Annotated in this window: 17 protein-coding genes; 10 read left to right on the top strand and 7 right to left on the bottom strand. The window is 63.9% G+C overall.

Annotated elements, in window-relative coordinates; translation table 11 throughout:
* The first annotated feature begins 25 nt into the window (after positions 1-25).
* On the top strand, positions 26-1,420 hold the full coding sequence (locus EOB59_RS11090; RefSeq protein ID WP_128288368.1) for a multicopper oxidase family protein: 1,395 nt from the start codon (positions 26-28) through the stop codon (positions 1,418-1,420).
* Between the two features lie 33 nt (positions 1,421-1,453).
* On the opposite strand, the gene EOB59_RS11085 is transcribed toward EOB59_RS11090, so the two are convergent.
* The 3 genes from EOB59_RS11085 to EOB59_RS11075 form a co-directional block, all read right to left on the bottom strand.
* Positions 1,454-1,741, bottom strand: a complete 288-nt coding sequence (locus EOB59_RS11085) for a PTS sugar transporter subunit IIB (RefSeq protein ID WP_127807895.1) — start codon at positions 1,739-1,741, stop codon at positions 1,454-1,456.
* 17 nt (positions 1,742-1,758) lie between these two features.
* Positions 1,759-2,220, bottom strand: a complete 462-nt coding sequence (locus EOB59_RS11080; protein WP_127267974.1) for a PTS sugar transporter subunit IIA — start codon at positions 2,218-2,220, stop codon at positions 1,759-1,761.
* Positions 2,221-2,293: 73 nt separating this feature from the next.
* On the bottom strand, positions 2,294-3,700 hold the full coding sequence (locus tag EOB59_RS11075; RefSeq protein ID WP_128288367.1) for a PTS transporter subunit IIC: 1,407 nt from the start codon (positions 3,698-3,700) through the stop codon (positions 2,294-2,296).
* Between the two features lie 339 nt (positions 3,701-4,039).
* Between EOB59_RS11075 and EOB59_RS11070 the strand changes: the two genes are divergently transcribed.
* Both EOB59_RS11070 and EOB59_RS11065 read left to right on the top strand, forming a co-directional pair.
* Positions 4,040-5,353, top strand: coding sequence for an NAD(P)H-dependent oxidoreductase (locus tag EOB59_RS11070; RefSeq protein WP_127807893.1), 1,314 nt, complete (start codon positions 4,040-4,042; stop codon positions 5,351-5,353).
* Between the two features lie 67 nt (positions 5,354-5,420).
* Positions 5,421-5,591 (top strand): type II toxin-antitoxin system VapB family antitoxin, encoded by a 171-nt coding sequence (locus EOB59_RS11065; protein WP_245486595.1) that lies wholly within the window; start codon positions 5,421-5,423, stop codon positions 5,589-5,591.
* 454 nt (positions 5,592-6,045) lie between these two features.
* Here the strand turns inward: EOB59_RS11065 and proC are convergent, their stop codons facing one another.
* Genes proC through EOB59_RS11050 form a run of 3 tightly spaced genes read right to left on the bottom strand, consistent with a single transcriptional unit; the run spans position 6,046 to position 9,223 of the window.
* Positions 6,046-6,861, bottom strand: a complete 816-nt coding sequence (proC, locus tag EOB59_RS11060; RefSeq protein WP_128288366.1) for a pyrroline-5-carboxylate reductase — start codon at positions 6,859-6,861, stop codon at positions 6,046-6,048.
* A 60-nt stretch (positions 6,862-6,921) separates the two neighbouring features.
* The gene (locus tag EOB59_RS11055; protein ID WP_128288365.1) at positions 6,922-8,256 is read right to left on the bottom strand and encodes an O-antigen ligase; all 1,335 of its coding nucleotides are present in this window, start codon (positions 8,254-8,256) and stop codon (positions 6,922-6,924) included.
* Positions 8,225-9,223, bottom strand: a complete 999-nt coding sequence (locus EOB59_RS11050) for a glycosyltransferase (RefSeq protein ID WP_128288364.1) — start codon at positions 9,221-9,223, stop codon at positions 8,225-8,227. The genes EOB59_RS11055 and EOB59_RS11050 overlap by 32 nt, the downstream gene beginning before the upstream one ends.
* 172 nt (positions 9,224-9,395) lie before the next feature.
* On the opposite strand from EOB59_RS11050, the gene EOB59_RS11045 reads away from it, so the two are divergent.
* Genes EOB59_RS11045 through EOB59_RS11035 form a run of 3 tightly spaced genes read left to right on the top strand, consistent with a single transcriptional unit; the run spans position 9,396 to position 12,279 of the window.
* Complete coding sequence (locus EOB59_RS11045) at positions 9,396-10,568, top strand: glycosyltransferase family 4 protein (RefSeq protein ID WP_128288363.1); 1,173 nt, start codon at positions 9,396-9,398, stop codon at positions 10,566-10,568.
* Positions 10,565-11,359: a WecB/TagA/CpsF family glycosyltransferase gene (locus tag EOB59_RS11040; RefSeq protein WP_127328764.1), complete on the top strand. Its 795-nt coding sequence runs from the start codon at positions 10,565-10,567 to the stop codon at positions 11,357-11,359. The genes EOB59_RS11045 and EOB59_RS11040 overlap by 4 nt, the downstream gene beginning before the upstream one ends.
* Positions 11,356-12,279: a DUF6492 family protein gene (locus EOB59_RS11035; RefSeq protein ID WP_128288362.1), complete on the top strand. Its 924-nt coding sequence runs from the start codon at positions 11,356-11,358 to the stop codon at positions 12,277-12,279. Before EOB59_RS11040 ends, EOB59_RS11035 begins: the two co-directional genes overlap by 4 nt.
* Here the strand turns inward: EOB59_RS11035 and EOB59_RS11030 are convergent.
* Complete coding sequence (locus EOB59_RS11030) at positions 12,276-13,571, bottom strand: lipopolysaccharide biosynthesis protein (RefSeq protein WP_128288361.1); 1,296 nt, start codon at positions 13,569-13,571, stop codon at positions 12,276-12,278. The two genes, EOB59_RS11035 and EOB59_RS11030, sit on opposite strands and share 4 nt — an antisense overlap.
* Before the next feature lie 198 nt (positions 13,572-13,769).
* Between EOB59_RS11030 and EOB59_RS11025 the strand changes: the two genes are divergently transcribed.
* From EOB59_RS11025 to EOB59_RS36175, 4 genes are all read left to right on the top strand, one after another.
* Entirely contained in the window at positions 13,770-16,319 is a 2,550-nt protein-coding gene (locus tag EOB59_RS11025; protein ID WP_128288360.1) for a GumC family protein, read from the top strand.
* A gap of 180 nt (positions 16,320-16,499) precedes the next feature.
* Positions 16,500-17,399 (top strand): bifunctional methylenetetrahydrofolate dehydrogenase/methenyltetrahydrofolate cyclohydrolase FolD, encoded by a 900-nt coding sequence (gene folD / locus EOB59_RS11020; RefSeq protein WP_128288359.1) that lies wholly within the window; start codon positions 16,500-16,502, stop codon positions 17,397-17,399.
* Positions 17,400-17,419: 20 nt separating this feature from the next.
* The gene (locus tag EOB59_RS11015; RefSeq protein ID WP_164748958.1) at positions 17,420-18,418 is read left to right on the top strand and encodes a GlxA family transcriptional regulator; all 999 of its coding nucleotides are present in this window, start codon (positions 17,420-17,422) and stop codon (positions 18,416-18,418) included.
* 376 nt (positions 18,419-18,794) lie between these two features.
* Positions 18,795-19,381, top strand: a 587-nt coding sequence (locus tag EOB59_RS36175; protein ID WP_245486597.1) for a VWA domain-containing protein, incomplete at its 3' end; no start/stop codon positions are given.

Here is a 19,381-nt window from a genome sequence, read left to right as displayed (position 1 = left end):
GTCGCCTTTGCAGTTGGAGCGCCGAATGACCTTACTCACACGCCGCGGACTTTTGAAAACGGCTGCGGTTGCTGGCGTGGGCGGGATCGGGCTCTCGGCCATGGGTCGGCTTGGCGGCTTGGCAGCTGCCACAACTGAGCCGGTCGTTTTGCAGACGGCAAAGATCCAGGCGAAGCTGATGGATATCGGCCAGACCAGGGATGTGCTGACCTATGGCAACACCGGAATGCCGCCCGTGCTCAGAATGAAAAAGGGCGAGCCCTTCGCTGCACGCCTTATCAACGCGATCGACGATCCGACGACGATCCACTGGCACGGTATTCGCGTTCCAAACAAGATGGACGGCGTGCCGTTCCTGGTCCAGCCCTACGTCTACACCGGCGATCATTTCGACTACGCCTTCACGCCGCCCGATGCCGGCACCTTCTGGTACCACCCGCATTGCAACACGCTGGAGCAGATGGGCCATGGCCTGACCAGCGTGATCGTGGTCGAGAACCCCAACGATCCGAAATTCGATGCCGAAATCGTCCTCAATTTGCGCGACTGGCGCCTCGGCGACGACGGTCAGTTCATCGACCAGTTCCGGCCGCGCGATGCCGCGAGAACCGGCACTTACGGCACGGTACGCACCGCCAATTGGCTCGACCAGCCGCAATATGATGCGCCGGCCGGCGGACTAGCGCGGCTGCGCGTCGCCATCACCGACGTGACGCGTATCTACGCTTTTCGCGTCGACGGTGCGGAGGCGAGTGTCATGGCGCTCGACGCCAATCCGGTGCCTGAGCGTTTTTCGCCCGATGCCTTGCTGCTTGGACCCGGCCAGCGCATGGAACTGGCCATACGCATGCCCGACAATGAAGGCGCGATGGTCAGCTTGAGGGACGTCAGGGGCACCAAGCCAAAAATCCTGGCAACCCTGCGCGCGACAGGAAAATCCCTCAAACGGGACATTCGCGATGTTGCTCCGCTGGAGCTCAATCCGGTGGCGGAAGTGGATCTCGCCAGTGCCAGGCATATTTCCCTGGCACTGAGCGCCACGGCGGAGAACGTCCCGAGCGATGGCATCTGCGGTTCGCTTGGCTACAGTTTCTGGGCCATCAACAAAGTGCCGTGGCCAGGCGACACCAAGGACCCGACCGCGCCACTGGCCGAATTGAAGCTTGGCCAAAGCTACGTCATCGACATGGAGAACCTGACGCCGCAATCCCATCCGATGCATCTGCACGGTATGAGCTTCAAAGTGCTGTCATCCTCGACGCGCCGGGTTCAGCCTGTGATTTCCGACACCTATCTCATCCAGCCCAACGAGAAGGTTCAGCTCGGCTTCGTCGCCGACAATCCCGGCGATTGGCTGCTGCACTGCCACATCATCGAGCACCAGAAATCGGGAATGACGAGCTACGTCAGGGTGGTGTGAAGCCGCGTCAGCCTGCGCGTAGCGTCGGTGCCGTCATTTGCGCAATTGCGCCTCGATCTCGTCGAGCACCTTGTCCTTGCCGATGCCGGTGAGGAAGGCGAGGCCCTTGATCACCGGCTTGGTGACCGAAGCGGAGATCGGGGTGGTTGAGACGATGAAGTCGATATTGTCGGCCAGTCCGGGCACTTCGGTGGCCTTCGCCTGCTGGGCGTTGAAGGTGAGGCCGCGTTTCTTCATTTCCTCGGTGACGGCGACATTGACCGCGGTCGAGGTGGCGATGCCCGTGCCGCAGGCAAAGAGAATGGTTTTCTGTCTGGACATCTCTGCTTCTCCTTGTTTCAGCCGAGTACGGCTCGCACGTCTTCGAGGGTTCTGGCCGACCTCAAATCATCCAAGGCTTGCGGGTTCTGGATGGTGGCCATGACGGCCTGCAGCGCCTCAATCTGCTTGTCCTTGTCGTTGATGGCAAGCAGGAAGACGAAGCCGACCGGCAGCATCTCGTCGGGATCCTCCATGTTGGCGAAGGTCACTGGTTGCTTCAATGTGCCCATCGCGATGCCAGGCTTCAGCACATGCTCCGGATCGGTGTGCGGCACCGCGACATTGTCGGAGCGTTCCAGCGGCAGTCCGGTCGGGATGGTCAATTCGCGGCGCACGACCGCGTCGGCATAGCTGCTTTTGACATAGCCAAGTCTCTCCAGCCGGCCCGCCAGGATGCGGATGATCTCCTCATTGGTCGAGGCATCGGATCCGAGCACGATCGCGTCAGGGTCCAGAAGCTGCATGAGTCCGTCGGACATTCTTTGCTCCGTCTATGAAATCGTGCGCCCCGGGAAGGGCGCACGATCGGTTTAAGGGTGGACGCTATCAGGTTCAGGCCGTCTCTTCGGCCGGCTCGTCCTCGGCGCCCGCGGCCCGCTCCCAGCCGAGCGGATTGCGCCGGTAGAGGACAAACAATGCCGCGATGACCACCGCGATCACGATGATGCCGACAAGCCCCATCCCCTGGATCGCCTCGATGACCACGTAAGGCACCCACAGGAAGCCGTCGACCACCGAGGTGATCTGCAGCGCGTCCGCCGGCAGCTTGAAGCCCGACGAGACTGCTGCGCTGGTGAACAGCGGCGCCAGCGCGTTGGCGACGTAGAAGCCGATGGCCAGCGTCACCGTGCCGATCACCACCATGCGGAACACGTTGCCTTTGACCAGCGGCGCGGTCATGGCGACGATGAAGGGGATGACCGCAAGATCGGCGAACAGGATCACGCGGTTGCCCGGCAGGATCACCGACAGGATGATCGCGATCGGCACCAGGATCAGCGACGACGAGATCGCGGCCGGATGGCCGATCAGGATCGCCGAATCGAGACCAACGAGAAGCTCTCGGTCACCGGTGCGTTTGCGCACGAACGCCTGTGCGGCGTCGGAGACGGGGATCAGCCCCTCCATCAGGATCTTGACCATGCGCGGCAGCAGCAGCATCACCGCGGCCAGCGTCATGCCGGTGCCCAGGACCTTGGCCAGCACCACGCTGAGATCACCCGCATTGTAGAAGGCGATCGCACCAAGCACGAGGCCGATGATGAGGCCCATCACGACAGGTTCGCCGAACACGCCGAACCTGCGCTCGATGGTGTCCGTGTTGATGTTGATGCGGTTGATCCCGGGAATGCGGTCCATGATCCAGTTGAGCACAATGGCGATCGGCAGGATCTGTGCCGAGGCGAGATGCGGCACGGAAATGCCGGGCACGCCATAGAACTGCTGTACCGCGCGCGCCGACCAGTCGGCGAACAGCAGCGAGAGTGCTGCGACAAGTGCTGCGACCGCGATGCCATAGGCCAGATTGTCGGTTGCGGCGACCACCAGCGAGCCGACAAAGGCGAAGTGCCAGAAATTCCAGACGTCGACATTGAGCGTGCGCGTCATCCGTGTCAGCAACAGCACGATGTTGACGAGGATGCCGACTGGAATGACCCAAAGGCCGACCGATGAGCCGAAGGCGATCGCGGCCGCGGAGGGCCAGCCGACATCGATGATGTCGCGATGAATGCCGGTGTTGGTGACGATGGCCTTGGCGACGTCGCCAATCGACGTGAGCATGAGGCCAAGCACCAGATTGATGCCGATGAAGGCGACGCCGATGGTGACGGCGGCGCGAAAAGCCTTGCTGACCTTGGCTCCCAGAACCACGGCGATGATGAAAATGACAATTGGCAGCAGGACCGTCGGGCCAAGCGTATCGATGGCCCCTTTTAGGCCCGCGAGAACAGTATCCATTTTTCCTCCCCTGGAGCCGCGAGCCTTCGCTCGACGCCTCGCAATGATGCTCCATCCAGCCTTTGACGCTCTGGCGCAAAGACACTCCCCAATTTGCCCCAGAGGCGAATGCTTTCCGACTGTCGCGTCGGTGAACATTTGCCTTTGTTGACAAACGAATGTTTTATTGGGGTTGTCCGCTGCATTGTCAATTGGTTGCGCTTCGGCCAATCGAGCCTCGGCGGACGTCCTTCCGAGACGATTTCGCGGGAAATTGCCGGTCGCGACCGGGTTTCGTTGGCAAATAGAACCCGTTCCCTGCTATCCGACCTCAAATCACGAAGCTGTGGACATTCCTGCATGACCAACGTCGCCCTGACCGGCCTTGCCCGCGATCTCGCCAGGCGTGCCGCCGAGGGCCGCCCGGTGCGCATTGGCGTCATCGGCTCGGGCGAAATGGGCACCGATCTGGTCACCCAAGGCATGCTGATGCCAGGCATTTCGATCTGCGCCGTCTCGACGCGCCGCCCGCACACCGCGCGCGATGCCATCCGTATCGCCTATGGCGACGAAGCCATGGCGGTCGAAGCCGACACCGCGTCGAAAGTCACCGGCGCTATCGAGAGCGGCAAGATCGCCGTCACTTCGAACGAGATGCTGGTCACCAATCCGCTGATCGACGTCGTCATCGACGCCACCGGCAAGCCGGGTGTCGCCGCCGACTTCGACCTCATGGCGATGGAGCACGGCAAGCATCTGGTGATGATGAACGTCGAGGCCGACGTCACCATCGGCTGCTACCTCAAGCAGCAGGCCGACCGGCTTGGCGTCGTCTATTCGGTCGGTGCGGGCGACGAGCCGTCGAGCTGCATGGAACTGATCGAGTTCGCGTCGGCGCTCGGGCTGACCATCGTCTCGGCCGGCAAGGGCAAGAACAACCCGCTCAACCACGATGCCGTACCGGACGACTATCGCGCCGAAGCCATCCGCCGCAACATGAACCCGCGCATGCTGGTCGAGTTCGTCGACGGTTCCAAGACCATGGTCGAGATGTGCGCCATCGCCAACGCCACCGGGCTGGTGCCCGACGTGCCCGGTATGCACGGCCCCAAGGCCGACCGCGATGACCTCGCCAAGGTGCTGATCCCGCGCGAGGATGGCGGTCTGCTGTTGAAGAAAGGCGTCGTCGACTACACGATTGGCAAAGGCGTCGCGCCCGGCGTCTTCGTCATCGTCGAGGCGACGCATCCGCGCATCATCGAGCGCATGGACGATCTGCATATCGGCCACGGCCCTTACTACAGCCTGTTCCGGCCCTACCATCTGACCTCGCTGGAAGTGCCACTGACCGCCGCCCGCATCATGCTTTTCGGCAAGCCCGACATGGTGCCGCTGCCGCGACCTGTTGCCGAAGTCTGTGCGGTCGCCAAGCGGGATCTCGCCGCCGGCGAGACCTTCGATGCGATCGGCGAGACCTGCTACCGCTCCTGGACGATGACCGTCGGCGAAGCCCGCGCCCGGCGCGCCGTGCCGGTCGGCCTGCTCGAGGGCGGCAAGGTGCTGAAACCGGTCAGGAAAGGTGAGTTGCTGACGGCGGATAATGCGTCGCCCGACCAGACAACGAGGCTGTTCGCCTTGCGCCGGCTGCAGGATGAGATGCTGTACGGGGCCTGAAAGGACCACGCTGGCGCTGCTGCGACAAATGATAGATTGTGGGGCAAATGTCGCCAAGGTCGGTCACATGAACCTTCGAATCAGGAATCCGCTTGCCCGCGAACTGGCTCGCCAGCTTGCCGCCAAGCGCAAGGTTTCCATGACCAGAGCGGTTATCGAAGCGCTTGAAAGTGAACTGAAGCGGGAAAACGCCCGTATGCCTCTGGCGGAACGGCTGGCTGCAATCGCCATGATTTGAGGTCCAAAGCGGGCAAGGCTGGCCGGGTCGTGAGCAAGAATGAGATCGATGCCATGTGGGGTGGCGGCCAGAATGACGCCTGACAGGTGCACAGGGGTTGTCACGTTGGAAGGCCTGCTGGCAGCTCGGATTTCGTCGTTCGTTTCGATGGATGATCGTAGACATTCGGGATTGACCGGAGCCTTCCCAACTTCGTCATCCACGGGCGGAGCAGGAGCGAAGCGACGTCGCGGAGACCCGAGGATCCATGCCGTGATCTTGGTCGAGGAATGCAGCGGAGCAGAATTCTGCACCGCAGCAGCGCTTTGAAGTCGCGGCATGGATCCTGGGGTCTGCGCCGCGTCGCTGCGCTCCTTGCTTCGCCCCAGGATGACGAAGCGATGTGCATTTCCGCCAAGCCATCAACGCAAGCACGTCCGACCCATCAAAACTTCGGCAGCGGAGGAGTTGACGATTACTTCCCCAGTTCGACAGACCTGAGCCGCGCTGCCTCCACCGCCTGCGTCAGCAGATTGGTCAGCCGGTGCTCGCCCATCAGCACGGCCAGCGCCGCGGCCGTCGTGCCGTTGGGGCTGGTGACCTGCTGGCGCAGCACGCCCGGTTCCTCGCCGCTTTCGGCGGCGAGCGAGGCGGCGCCATAGACGGTCTGCATGGCGAGCAGCTTGGCGGTCGCCGTTGGCAGCCCGGCCTTCTCGGCGGCCACGGTCAGCGCTTCGATGAAATGGAAGATGTAGGCCGGCCCAGATCCGGAGACGGCGGTCACCGCATCCATCAGGCCCTCATCGTCGATGGTGGCCACTTCGCCGCTCGCCGACAAAAGATCGGCGACGAAACGCTTGGTGTCATCCGACACGAGCTTGTTGGAGAACACCACCATCATGCCCTTGCCGATTGCCGCGGGTGTGTTGGGCATGCAGCGCACGATCGGCGCGCGGTTGCCGAGGATTTCCTCGAAGGTGCTGGCCGGCGTGCCGGCGGCGATGCTGACGAAGGTGGTGCGGCCATCGCCGAAACGCTTGTAGGCGGAGGTGACATCGCGGATCACCTGCGGCTTCACCGCGATGACGACGAGATCGGGCACGGCATCGGCCGGGATGCTGCCGGCATCGGCTGATGTCGCGCAGCCCAGCGTGGTCGCGCGATTGCGCAGATTGGCATTGGGCTCGACCACGAAAACCGCCGATGGCGCAAGCTTACCGGATTTCAGCCAGCCTGAGAGCATGGCGTAACCCATATTGCCGCAGCCGGCGAGAACAAGCCTGATCGTCATCAAAAGCCCTCCGAAGGAAGGCCTTCACATAGACGCTGGCGCTTCCCTGGGGAAGCCCTGTCAGGATCGCGAGCCGCGATCGGGATCGCGCACTGCCATCGGCCGCAGCGAGACTTGCCGGAGGCCAAGCACGCCGAGCACGAAGAACAGCCAGACCGGGTCGCCGCGATGGAAGAAGAAGCTTTCGAGAAAAGCGTTCAGCGCCGTGAACAGCACCACCATCATGAAGAAGTCACCGAGAAAAATGTTTTCCCTGCGCAACGGAATGCGCATGTAGTCGCGCAGCGGCGCGATGAGGAAAGTGTAGACCGCCACGCAGAGTGCCGGAATGCCCATCAGCACGGCGATGTCGAGGTAGCCGTCATGGCCGTGCACGATGGTCCGGATGTCCCACGGCCGGTCGAAGGGCTGGTCCTGGTTGAGCAGCAAGGGCGTGCCCCAGAAGCTCTCATAGCCGTAACCGGTCCATGGCTTCTTCGCGAGCATGCTGCCGGCGAACTCCCACAGCGTCGTGCGGCCCGTATAGGTCATGTCCGGGAAATAGATCGCCGCGAGATGTTTTATCGGCGGCAGGAATACGATGCCCAGCGTGCCGACCGCTGTCGCGACGATCGCCAGCGCAAACAGGATCGGCGTGCCGAGCCGCATGCCGATCAGGCTCGGGAACATGACGATCAGGATCGAGAACGGCACCAGGCCGGCTGTCGTCTTGGAGCCGGTGTGCAGCATGAAGATCATCGCTGCCAAGAAGATCCCGGCGCCCCAATAGCGCTGTCCGCGCCGGTAGAGATAGAGGCCTGCGAAGCTGAGGCAGGCCATGATCGGCCCGGCGATGTTCTTGTGGGTGAACACGCCGCGCCACAGGCCGGCATGCTCGGGCTCCTGCGAGTCGGCGGTGTGCATCGCCTCGTGCGGAAAAACGATGAGGCCGAGATAGGAAAGGCCCATGACCACGACGGCGGTGAAGATGATCACCTTCGAGAAGGCTTCGGCGTCGCGCGGCAGCACCAGGATCGTCGCCATTGTCAGGATGCCGATCAGGGTGAAGGAGGCGGCGCGCATGGCCGAAGGCGGATCGGTCGACAGGATCACCGAGAGGAAAAAGAAGCCCAGCATCAGCATCCAGGACGGGCTGAGCAGCGAGCGCACCACACGCGGATCGGCAAAGGCCATCAGCGAGAAGATCGACAAGGCGCCGAGCGAACCGAAGCCAAGCTGGTTGACGATGTCGCCGCCTTGACCGGTGAGTTCGGCGCCGCCCGGCTGGAACGGCCGGAAGGACACCATGATGACGGTGAACAGCAGCGCGGCAATGGCGGTGGCCACGCCTTCGCGCGTGAACGCGGCGCTGAGCGGCGCGCGCTCAGTTTTTCTCAGGCTGGCGATATTGCTCATTGGCATATCCGAATTCGGCCAGCACGCGGCCCAGCGCCACATGGACAGGGTAGATGGCGATATCAGGCGATCCGGTCCACGCCAGCCGGATCAGGCCGCGAAACGGCGAGGCGGCAAGCAGTGCCAGGCTCTTCAGCAACACCTTGGCGCCGGCCAGCGGTGTGCCGGCGCGCTTCTTCTTTTCGACCAGTGTCGAGATGACACCGTTGCGCAGGCTGCGGGCCCGGATCCAGTCGGCTTCGATACGCCGGGCCGGGACGGTTTCATGCACCTTGGCCTCGGCGCACCAGCCCAGCACAAAGCCCTTTTGCGCCGACCGGCTGAGAAAGTCGGAATCGCCGCCGCCCATGAAGTTGAATCTGAGATCGAGAAAGGGTGGACCCATGGCGATCAGCACGTTGCGCCCGACCAGAAGATTGCCGGACGAATAGAGCGCCGGCACCCGCCCTGTCTCCCGGTAGGGCGGCGCGAACACCGGATGCTCGGCCCATCGCGCATGGGCGGGGTCGGCAAACACGGGCACCTGCGGGCCGCCGACAATATCGGCGCCCAGCGTTTCGGCAGCCCGGCACATCCGTTCCAGCCACTGCGGATCGGCGATCTCGTCATCGTCGATGACCAGCAGATGCCTGAAGTTCGGGAATTGCAGGATGGCCGTCTGCCAGCCGGCATTGTAGGCGCTGCAATTGCCGCGCTCATGCGCGATGATGACCAGGCCTGGCATCTCGCCGCGCTCGAACAGCGGCAGCGCTGCCTTGGCGCCGGCCTGCGCCTCGGCTTCGTTCTCCACCACGATGACGGCAAAGCGCCTGCCGGTTTGCTGCGCGCGCAGCGACGCCAGCGTTTCCAGCACCTGCTCGGGACGCTTGAAGGTCGGCAAGGTGACGACGGCTTCGACGGCCTCGACATCAAGCCGCGGCGTGCGTCCCGCGACCGATACCGAACCGTCCGATGGCAAAGGGATCATCCGTGTCCAGCCACATGGTGAGTTGGGCTCTGGTAGCACCACGGTTGATAAGGTTTCGTTAATCACCTTGCACGGAGAACGCCTGCAAGCAGAGGCTTTCGGCCGTCGAATGTGCTGGCTTAATCAAGGGTTCACCGCGCCTTGCTACCGGCTACACCACTGGATATGTAAGATGCATCTGCTGTTCGCCACATCGATCGTGCCCGACGGCGCTCTCGCCTCTGGCTATGAGATCGCCAACGCTGCGATCATCGCCGCCTTGCGGCGCGCTGGCGCGCGCGTAACCGTCATCGGCTTCACCTGGCCGGGGAAACCCGCGGCCGACCCCGAAAACACCGTGGTGCTGGGTGCCATCGACGTGCGCACGGACAATGCCTCCGCGCGGCAGAAGCTGGCCTGGGTCGGCAAGGCGCTGCTTTCGGGCCTCACCTTCGCCTCGGTCAAGCTGCGCGCCGTGTCCGACAGCGATGTTCTCGCTGCCATCGAGCAAGCTGGACCGGTTGACGGCTACGTGCTGAATTCCGTGCAGTTCGCCGGCGCCTTCGAAAAGCTGTTCACCGAGCGGCCTTCGATCTTCGTTGCCCACAATGTCGAGCATCTTTCGGCGCGGGAGAACGCCGCTGCCGCCGGCAGCCTCTTCCAGCGCCTGCTGTTTCGCCGCGAGGCAAGGCTGCTCAAGGCCGTCGAAGAGCGTCTCTGCCGCCGGGCGCGCTTCGTCTTCACCCTGGCCGAGGAAGACCGCGCCGCACTAGGTGTCGCCTCCGACAACCGCTCGGCGGTGCTGCCGCTGGTGACCGGTGCCCTGGCGCCAACCCTGAAAGGCCCGCGCCGCATCGACTGCGACGCCGCCCTGATCGGCACCTGGACCTGGCAGCCGAACCGCATCGGCCTCGACTGGTTCCTGGGCAAGGTCGTGCCGCATCTGCGGCCCGATTTCCGCATCCGCATCGCCGGCCACATGCCTTCGGGCGTCGCGTCCAAGCATCCCGGTGTTGAATTTGTCGGCCGCGTGCCCGACGCGCAGGCTTTCGTGCGCAGTGCAGCCGTCATCCCGTTGATCAGCACCGCGGGCAGCGGCGTCCAGTTGAAGACCATCGAAACCTTCGAACTCGGCCTGCCTTCGGTCGCCACCAGCCGTTCGCTGCGCGGCATCGACCACCGTCCGGCCAACTGCGTCGTCACCGACGATCCCGTCGTCTTCGCCAAGGCTCTCGAGGCTGCGGCCGCCGACATCCGCGACGTCGACGGCAGCGCGTTCCGGGGCTCGCAGGTCAAGGCGCTTGACGCTGCCATCCGGCTCGGCCTCGAAAAGCTTGAGCCTGCCAGGCAGGAGGCGTTTGCATGAACATGCATTCCGCCCGCGCCGCGTTCGGGCTCGACAAGCTGAAGACGATCCTTGGCATCCCGGTGGTTGCGGTCCGCTGGAACGATGCCATCGCCCTGCTGAACCGGTTGATTGCCGAGCGGCGCTTCACTAAGGTCAGTTTCCTCAACGCCCACAACGCCAACATCGCCTATACCGACCCGGTGTTCGCCGGGGCACTCGATGATTTCCTCATCCTGCCCGACGGCATCGGTATCGATCTGGCGGCGAGGCTCCTCTACGGGGCGCCGTTTCCCGACAATCTCAACGGCACCGATTTCGTCCCGGCCTTCCTGCAGGCCTCGACGACGCCGCTGACCGTTGGGCTGCTCGGCGCGACGCGTGTCAATGCCGAAGCGGCTTCGGTCAAGCTGGCCGCCTTGGCGGTGCAGCACAAATTCGTGGTGATCCATGACGGCTATTTCCCTGCTTCGCAGGAGCAGGAAATCGTCGACCGGATCGCCGCGCTTCGGCCCGACGTGCTGCTCGTCGCCATGGGCGTGCCGCGCCAGGAATTGTGGATCGAACGCCACATCGATGCGCGCCACTGCACGCTGCCGATCGCCGTCGGCGCGTTGCTTGATTTCCTGAGCGGCGCGGTGCCCCGCGCGCCCTTGTGGATGCGCCGGCTGCGGCTCGAATGGCTGTTCCGGTTGGCTGTCGAACCGAGCCGCCTGTGGCGCCGTTATGTGGTCGGCAACCCACTGTTCCTGCTGCGCGTCGTCAGGCAGAAATTCTCGCTTGCGCCCGAAGCCGCGGAGGATGTCAAGTGAACAGCAGGTTCGTGCCAGGCACCGCTGTCGAGCCAGGCCCGCTGCGGCAGACACCGACGGCGGCCATCGTGACGGCAAGCTACGCGCCCGACTTCGAGCGCTGCCGCCTGCTGTGCGAGACACTTGATCGCCACGTTTCGGGCGCGGCGCACCATTACATCTTGGTCGAACATCGCGACGTCAGGCTGTTTCGCCAATTGGAAGCCGGCCGCCGCACGGTCGTCGACGAGCGTGAATTGCTGCCGCGCTGGCTGCACGCATTTGACGATCCGCTCAGCCTGTTTCGCCGGCGCGTCTGGCTCAGCCTGAAGACCCAGCCGCTGCGTGGCTGGCACGTGCAGCAATTGCGTCGCATCGCCATCTCGGCGCATGCATCTCAAGATGTGCTGATCTTCTGCGATTCCGATGTTGCCTTCCTCAAACCTTTCGACTGCGCCGCCTTCTGGCGCGACGGCAAGGCGCGGCTGTTCCGCCGCGACGGCGTGCTGGCGGACGAAGGTCATGAGGAGCATCGCATCTGGTCGCGCAACGCGGGGTCGGCACTCGGCATCGATCCGTCCCGGACATCGGTCCACGACTACATCTCGACGCTGATCGCCTGGCGGCGCGACACCGTGCTGGCCATGTGCGGCGAGATCGAGAAGGTCCATGGTCGCAACTGGGTCGAGGTCGTCGGCTCGGCGCGCAAATTCTCCGAATGCATGATCTACGGCCGCTATGTCGACGATTTGCTACAGGGTGCCGGCCACTTCCACGGTTCGGAGGAGTTCTGCCGGGTGCACTGGACCGGCGAGGCGCTGTCGGACGACGAGTTCCGCCGCTTCGTTGCCGCCATGGCGCCGGAGCAGGTGGCGATCGGCATGCAATCCTTCATCGGCACCGATATCGGCCGCATCCGCCGTTTGATCGGGCTGGATTAGATGGGCTTTGCCGGTTTACGCATCGCCGAATAGGTGAGCAGCGTCGAGGCGAGATACAAAAGCAGGAAGACGACATTGAGCGACAGCACCAGGTTCGGCGTGTCGAGGATGGTCGTCAGCACATAGGTCAAAAGCAGCGCCTTCAGTGCGGCGAGCAGACCGAGATTGAGCGCCCGCACCAGCGTCTGGCCGCGCGCGAACAAAAGCTCGGCCTGATATTCGACCAGATTGCGCAAGCCAGGCACGCAGATCGCCAGCACCACCAGCGGCGCGGCCTCGGCGACATTCTTGCCGAGCGCATTGGGGAAGAAATGCAGCACGATGCCAAGCGTCAGCAGCGCTGCCGTGGAGACCGCGAACACACCGCCTTCGATGCCGCTCTTGACCGCCAGCCGTGACAACAGTTCCGGTGCGCGCATCATGCGCTGCACCAGCATCATCGAGAAGGTGCGGATCGGAATGGCGGTCAGGTCTACCAGCCGCATAATGATGGCGTAGATGCCAGCCAGATGCGGGCCGCCGATCGCCAGCACCAGCAGCTTGTCGAACTCCATCTGCAGGTAGAACAGCACTTCGGCGCCGGCCACGTAGACAGAATCGGCCAATCGCCTGAGATAGAGCTCGATGCGCAGCCGCAACCGCTGGCGGGGGTAGAAGAAGCCGAAGGCAATCAGCAGCGAGGCGGCATTGGCGCCGATATAGAACCAAGACCATATCCAGACACTGTGTTGTGCTGAGAACATGAACAGCACCGCGCCGAGCGCCCGCAACGCGGTCGCCAGGATAGCTAGCAGCGCGGCGCGGCCGAACTTGCCCAGCCCGTTGTTGACGATCAGCGCCACCTCGACCGGCCGCCACAGCAGCGCTTCGGCAAAGACGATTGCCGCAAACACCGACAGCGGCACGGTGTCGGCGAAGAAAAGCAGATAGACGCCGAACGAGGCCGCGGCCAGCAGCGGCAGCGACAGCACGCCGAGCAGCAGGAAGCCGGCGGAGAAGGTGCCGATCAGATTGGGGCGGATGGTGGCGGTGCGGTAGAGCGCCGAGATGAACCCGAAGGCGAGGATGCGCGACAGCATGACACCGGCCGCCGAAGCGGTGGCGAACATGCCGAATTCGGAAATGGACAGCGTGTTGGCCAGCGCGATGAAATAGGCCAGCGAAAACACCAGTCGCCCGCCGGCGCCGCTGATCGCCGAGAAATAGTCGCGAAGCAGCCCCCGTCGTTCGGCCAAAAAGCTGCCGATCCGGGCGAGGGGCCGCCTTTGCGGTATGTCACTGGCCTGCGTCATGTCTCAAGGAGAGCCTAGGCGGGAAAACTTAACGTGCCGTTCTGGAGGCTGAGCCTGTGTCGAAAATAGATGCAACCGAAGCGAGAAACCGACGCTTCGGTGCGGGAAAATTAACCTTTTGTTTTCCATGCCTGTTTAGCGTGGCTTAACGAATGGCCAAGCGCCGTTTGCAGGTCGCCAAAGGTAAAGTTCCAGACGATGGTCGACAGGGAAAACCGCGAGGACTGGAAGCGCGAGCGCTCATTGCTGGCGCTTGGCCAGGCTGTGCGCGGCGATGAACCCGACGCGTCCCTGGTCTCGATAGGCGACCGGGCAGACCCGTCATGGCGCGAGGATGCCGCCACCCGTCATCGCCTCGCCCGTTCGCAGCGCGGGGCGCGCAACCCGAAACTGTCGGATCCGGTCGCCACCGACGGGGATCATGAGCAAGCTTCGTCATCATATCGCGCGCAAACGACGCCACGGACACAAATTGGTGCCGCCGAAACCGCCGGCGCCCGGCGCGCCGATCATGCATCGGAGCCTTACGCTGCAGGCGATGCGTCGGTATCCCGAAACGACGGCATGGACAGCCAGCAGTGGAAGCCGCTGATCGACCCGATGCAGGTTGTGCGCGGTGTCGGCAAGTCGAAGCTGCTGATCGTGACGACGACACTACTGGGCGCTGCGCTCGGCGTCACCATCGCGCTGTCGACGCCGAAGAAATATGAAGCCACCACCGAACTGATCGTCGACCCGCGCGATCTGAAGCTAACCGATCGCGACCTCACCCAGTCGGTCGTCGCTTCCGATGCCACGCTGGCCATCGTCGAGAACCAGGTTCGGGTGCTGACCTCAGGCACCGTTCTCAACAAGGTCGTCGACAAGCTCAATCTGGTCAACGACCCCGAATTCAATGGGCAAGGCGGCGGCGGCCTTAGCATCATGTCGCTCATCCGCTCCGTCCTGTCGCGCAATGACGGGCCGGGGGGTGTCGACGACAGCCGCCGCCGCGCGCTTGCTGTCGGCAATCTGGCCGAGAGCCTTTCGGTCGAGCGCGGCGGCAAGACCTTCGTCATCACCGTCAGCGCCACCACGCAGAATGGCGAGAAATCGGCCCTCATCGCCAACACGATGACGGATGTCTTCCTGCAGACCTTCGGCCAGATACAGTCGGACACCGCAGGCCGCGCCACCGACGAACTGACGGCCAGGCTTGACGAGTTGCGCAAGGGGGTCGAGGCGGCCGAGCGCAAGGTCGAGGATTTCAGGGCCACGCACGACCTTGTCGACGCGCAGGGCCACCTCATCAGCGATGACGAAATGCTGAAACTCAACGAGCAGCTGTCGGTTGCCCGCGCCCGCACGCTGGAGCTGAATGCCCGGGCGGCCTCGGCGCGTTCGGTCGACGTCAATTCGGTTCTGACCGGCACCTTGCCGGAGGAGATCAACTCCAACTCGATGAGCGATCTGCGTTCGCAATATGCATCGCTCAAGCAGGAGGCTGACCGCGCCGCCATTCGGTTCGGCCCGCGTCATCCCGAACTCCAGGCGCTCAATGCCCAGCTTGCCGGCGCACGCGACCGCATCGCCTCGGAGCTGCGCCGCATCGGCTCGTCGCTGCAGGTCGACCTCAAGCGCGCGGTCCAGCTCGAACAGGATCTTGCCTCTCGCCTGGCGCAGCTGAAGGTCCGCAGCGGCGACGTCAACAGCGACCTCGTGTCGATGCGCGAACTGGAGCGCGAGGCCACCGCCAAGCGTTCCGTCTACGAACAGTATCTCCTGCGCGCCAAGGAGACCGGCGAGCAGAAGGACATCAACACAGCCAACATCAATGTGATCTCGAAGGCCTTCGCGCCGCTCGAGCCGAACGGGCCGTCGCGGGTCGTGGTCGCGCTTGCCAGCCTGTTGCTGGGTTTCGCCTCCGGCATTGGCCTCGGAGCCATGCGTGGCGCCTATGAGAGCCTGCGCGACACCGCCAATTCGCGCTCGCGTCGCGACCATGGCACGGACGAACGCCGGACGCCTTACGAAGACAAGGCATATCGGGCAGCGCCGCCGCCGGCGCCGCCACAACCACCTGCGCCGCAGCCATCGACACCCCCGCCTGCATCACCACCGCCGGCCGCGCCACCACCTGTCCAGCAAGCCGAGGTCTCGCCGGCCGAAGGTCCCGGCCGGATCGGCGCCTTGCTGTCGAGGCTGCACAAGTCCGTCTCCCGCAGGCCGTCCAGGGAGGAGCCGTTCGATACCGCTGAATGGGCTTCTGCCGAAAACGGGGGGTCAATGCAGGATCCGCAATACCGCGCTTATCCCCAGTCGGCACCGGCCTTCGAGCCTCGGCAGGCGGCCGCGACAGCATACCCGGCGCCGCTTTTCCAGCCCGGCGGCCATCCGCAGCAGACGGCGCAGCCGCCACTGCCGCCTCCCATGGTGCAGCAGCGGCCATATTCCGGGCCGCAGCTCTATCCCTACGCGCAGCCTTTGGGCTACGCACAGCCGCCGGCCTATCCCTATCCGCAATCGATGCCGGCCGCCAATGCGGGGCAGCAGCCCGATCCGGCTCAGCCTGCTTCCGAGTCCTATCCACAGCCGCCCCTCCCGCAACAGCAGGCGCCTCAGCCTCATCAGCGACCGGCGGAGCCGTCGCGGGCCGCGGAGGATGCCGAGCAGCAAGCGCCAATCGAGGAAATCCGCGCCAGCCTGCGCGAATTCCGCGAAGCGGTTCGCGAACTGACCGAGAGCCGCGTGCGGCGTCGCTACTTCTGAGCCACAAAAATCTGCGCTGTGCCGTACAAAAACATGCCGGTTTCGCGTAAACGGCATGGGACGGCGCTTTGGCGGGATTGCATGTTGGAATTTTCGTGAAAATGCCACGCTGTGAAAGATCGAAAAGCGCGTCGCTTCCGCAAGCGACGCGCTTGGGCATTCTGGTGTTGAGGGTAGTCCATGGCCGAAGTGATTGATGGCAAGAGCGTTGCCGGCGACGTTGTGGGGTCGGTCAAGACCCTGACGGCTGAGCTTGTCGCCAAGGGCAAGGCCAAGCCGGGTCTTGCCGTGGTTATCGTCGGCGAGGATCCGGCCAGCCAGGTCTATGTCGCGTCCAAGTCGCGCACCGCCAAGGAATGCGGCTTTCATTCCGTCCAGCACACGCTGCCGGCCGAAACCTCGGAACCGGCGTTGCTGAAAATCATCGGCGATCTCAACGCCGATCCGGCCATCAACGGCATCCTCGTGCAGCTTCCGCTGCCGGCCCATATCGACGCCGGCAAGATCATCCAGACCATCGCGCCGGAAAAGGATGTCGACGGCTTCCATTTCATCAATGTCGGCAAGCTCGGCACCGGTGAACTCGAGACAGCCTTCGTGCCTTGCACGCCGGCCGGCTCTATGCTTCTGATCGAGCGGGTGCGCGGCAAGGACCTGTCCGGCCTCAACGCCGTCGTCGTCGGCCGCTCCAACATCGTCGGCAAGCCGATGGCCAACCTGCTGCTTGCCGCCAACTGCACCGTCACCATCGCCCACAGCCGCACCAGGGATCTGCCCGCCTTGGCCCGCACCGCCGATATCCTTGTCGCGGCCGTCGGCAGGCCGGAGATGATCAGGGGTGATTGGGTGAAGCCCGGCGCCACCGTCATCGATGTCGGCATCAACCGCATTCCGGCGCCGGAAAAGGGCGAGGGCAAGTCCCGCCTCGTCGGCGATGTCGCCTATGCCGAAGCGGCTAAGGCCGCCGGCGCCATCACGCCGGTTCCCGGCGGTGTCGGGCCGATGACCATTGCCATGCTGATGGCCAATACGTTAGCCTCGGCCTACCTAGCGGCCGGATTGAAACGGCCGTCCTTCTGACCCGCCAGAAAGCCGCAGCTTTGCCGAACCCCAGTGTTCCCTCAGAACGGCCGGTCATCACGGACCCCGTTCAAGGCGGGCGGCAGTTCGCATTCCTGCTGGTAGACAAGTTCTCCATGTTCTCGCTGGCTGCCGCGATCGATACGTTCCGGTCGGCGAACCGGTTGCTTGGCCGCGACTTCTACGGTTGGACGACGGTGTCGGCCGATGGCGATCCGGTGATGGCTTCCAATGGCCTGCCGCTCAAGATCGACTACGCCGTTGCCGACCTGCCGCCGGTCGATATCCTTTTCGTCTCGGTCGGGCTGACGACGGAATTTCCCGGCAAGAGCAAGGTGCTGGCGGCACTGCGCAGCTGGGGTCGGCGCGGCAATGCGCTGGGTGCCCTGTCGGTCGGCTCCTACCTGCTGGCCGAGGCCGGCCAGCTTGAAGGCTATCGCTGCACCATCCATTGGGAAAATCGCGCCGGCTTCGTCGAACGCTTCCCCGACATCAACTGCACCGGCAATGTCTTCGAGATCGACCGCAAGCGCTACACCTGCGCCGGCGGCACCACTTCGATCGACCTGATGCTGGAGATCGTGCGCGGCGATTTCGGCTCGAACCTCGCCAATGGCGTCGCCAACCAGTTCCAGCACGAACGCATCCGCTCGGCCGGCGACCGCCAGCGCGTCGGACCGGAACGCGACCTGACCGGCAAGTCGGAGAAGCTCAGGCGCATCGTCGAACTGATGGCCGACCACCTCGACGAGCCGCTGTCGGCGGTACAGCTGGCCAAATCCGCCGGCCTTTCGGTGCGCCAGGTCGAGCGCCTGTTCCTGCGCCACCTCAGCGTCACCCCCGGCCGTTACTATATGCGGTTGCGGCTGGAGCGGGCGCGCGAACTGCTGCGCCAGACCAACATGCCGATCCTCGATGTGGCGATAGCGACCGGCTTCACCTCGCATTCCTACTTCGCCCAGAGCTACCGGCTGCAATTCGGCAGGCCGCCCTCGGAAGAGCGCCGCACGACCTACTGAATTCCGCTTCCGCTGAAAAGTTCGGCATTCGGCCCGGCGCATCGGGCCAGGGTAGCGAATTCGGGTAACGGGTTCTTTCGGAGCCTTCGCCGCCGCGTTGGCTGACGGGTGCATCAAACGAAAAACCCGCCTGAGCGGCGGGTCACCGGCGCAAATCAGCACCATAGGCAAAAATGTACCATAGCTGAGTGCATCCAGTCAAGAAAAAATTCCTATCATGGAAAGCCATCGGCACTGCCGACACCCCGAACTGGCTGTCGTCACGACTTTTGTTAAGCTGGGTTTGGGCCCGACGCACCTGGCTGCCCGGACTTGTGTCCCGGCGCCGCGTCAAATAGCTTGCCGCCCGGATCAGGGGCGGATTTAGGAGATTTCGATGGCGGGACTTGCACGGGGCGTCGCTGCGGCGATCCTCCTTTTGTCGATGACGACCTTCGGCTTCGCCGCAAACAAGGTCATCATCATTCTCGATGCGTCCGGCTCGATGTGGGCGCAGATCGACGGCAAGCCCAAGCTCGAAATCGCCCGAGAGTCGCTTCGAACCGTGCTTCAATCGGTCCCCGGCGACGATGAGATCGGCTTCATGGCCTATGGCCATCGCGAGAAGGGCAGCTGCGACGATATCCAGCTGATCGTGCCGCCGCAGGCAGGTTCGGGCAGCGCCATTTCGGCCGCTGCCGACAGCCTGAAATTCCTCGGCAAGACGCCGCTGACCGCTGCCGTCAAGCAGGCGGCCGAGGCGTTGAAATACACCGAGGACAAGGCGACCGTCGTGCTCATCACCGACGGGCTCGAAACATGCGGGGGCGACCCTTGCGCGCTTGGCAAGGAGCTCGAGGCATCCGGCGTCGACTTCACCGCCGATGTCGTCGGTTTCGGCCTGACCGCCGATGAGGGCCGGCAGATCGCCTGCCTCGCCGACAACACCGGCGGCAAGTACATCCAGGCCTCCGACGAGAAGGC

This window comes from Mesorhizobium sp. M7A.F.Ca.MR.176.00.0.0 (assembly GCF_004023165.1).
In the GTDB taxonomy this organism is placed as follows: domain Bacteria; phylum Pseudomonadota; class Alphaproteobacteria; order Rhizobiales; family Rhizobiaceae; genus Mesorhizobium.
Note: the sequence above shows the minus strand (reverse complement) of the source record. Positions and strands in the feature narration are given on the sequence as shown.

Coding starts and splice junctions, on each gene's coding strand:
- EOB59_RS11090 (WP_128288368.1), top strand. CDS start 26: ATGACCTTACTCACACGCCGCGGACTTTTGAAAACGGCTGCGGTTGCT.
- EOB59_RS11085 (WP_127807895.1), bottom strand. CDS start 1,741: ATGTCCAGACAGAAAACCATTCTCTTTGCCTGCGGCACGGGCATCGCC.
- EOB59_RS11080 (WP_127267974.1), bottom strand. CDS start 2,220: ATGTCCGACGGACTCATGCAGCTTCTGGACCCTGACGCGATCGTGCTC.
- EOB59_RS11075 (WP_128288367.1), bottom strand. CDS start 3,700: ATGGATACTGTTCTCGCGGGCCTAAAAGGGGCCATCGATACGCTTGGC.
- EOB59_RS11070 (WP_127807893.1), top strand. CDS start 4,040: ATGACCAACGTCGCCCTGACCGGCCTTGCCCGCGATCTCGCCAGGCGT.
- EOB59_RS11065 (WP_245486595.1), top strand. CDS start 5,421: ATGAACCTTCGAATCAGGAATCCGCTTGCCCGCGAACTGGCTCGCCAG.
- proC (WP_128288366.1), bottom strand. CDS start 6,861: ATGACGATCAGGCTTGTTCTCGCCGGCTGCGGCAATATGGGTTACGCC.
- EOB59_RS11055 (WP_128288365.1), bottom strand. CDS start 8,256: ATGAGCAATATCGCCAGCCTGAGAAAAACTGAGCGCGCGCCGCTCAGC.
- EOB59_RS11050 (WP_128288364.1), bottom strand. CDS start 9,223: ATGATCCCTTTGCCATCGGACGGTTCGGTATCGGTCGCGGGACGCACG.
- EOB59_RS11045 (WP_128288363.1), top strand. CDS start 9,396: ATGCATCTGCTGTTCGCCACATCGATCGTGCCCGACGGCGCTCTCGCC.
- EOB59_RS11040 (WP_127328764.1), top strand. CDS start 10,565: ATGAACATGCATTCCGCCCGCGCCGCGTTCGGGCTCGACAAGCTGAAG.
- EOB59_RS11030 (WP_128288361.1), bottom strand. CDS start 13,571: ATGACGCAGGCCAGTGACATACCGCAAAGGCGGCCCCTCGCCCGGATC.
- EOB59_RS11025 (WP_128288360.1), top strand. CDS start 13,770: ATGGTCGACAGGGAAAACCGCGAGGACTGGAAGCGCGAGCGCTCATTG.
- folD (WP_128288359.1), top strand. CDS start 16,500: ATGGCCGAAGTGATTGATGGCAAGAGCGTTGCCGGCGACGTTGTGGGG.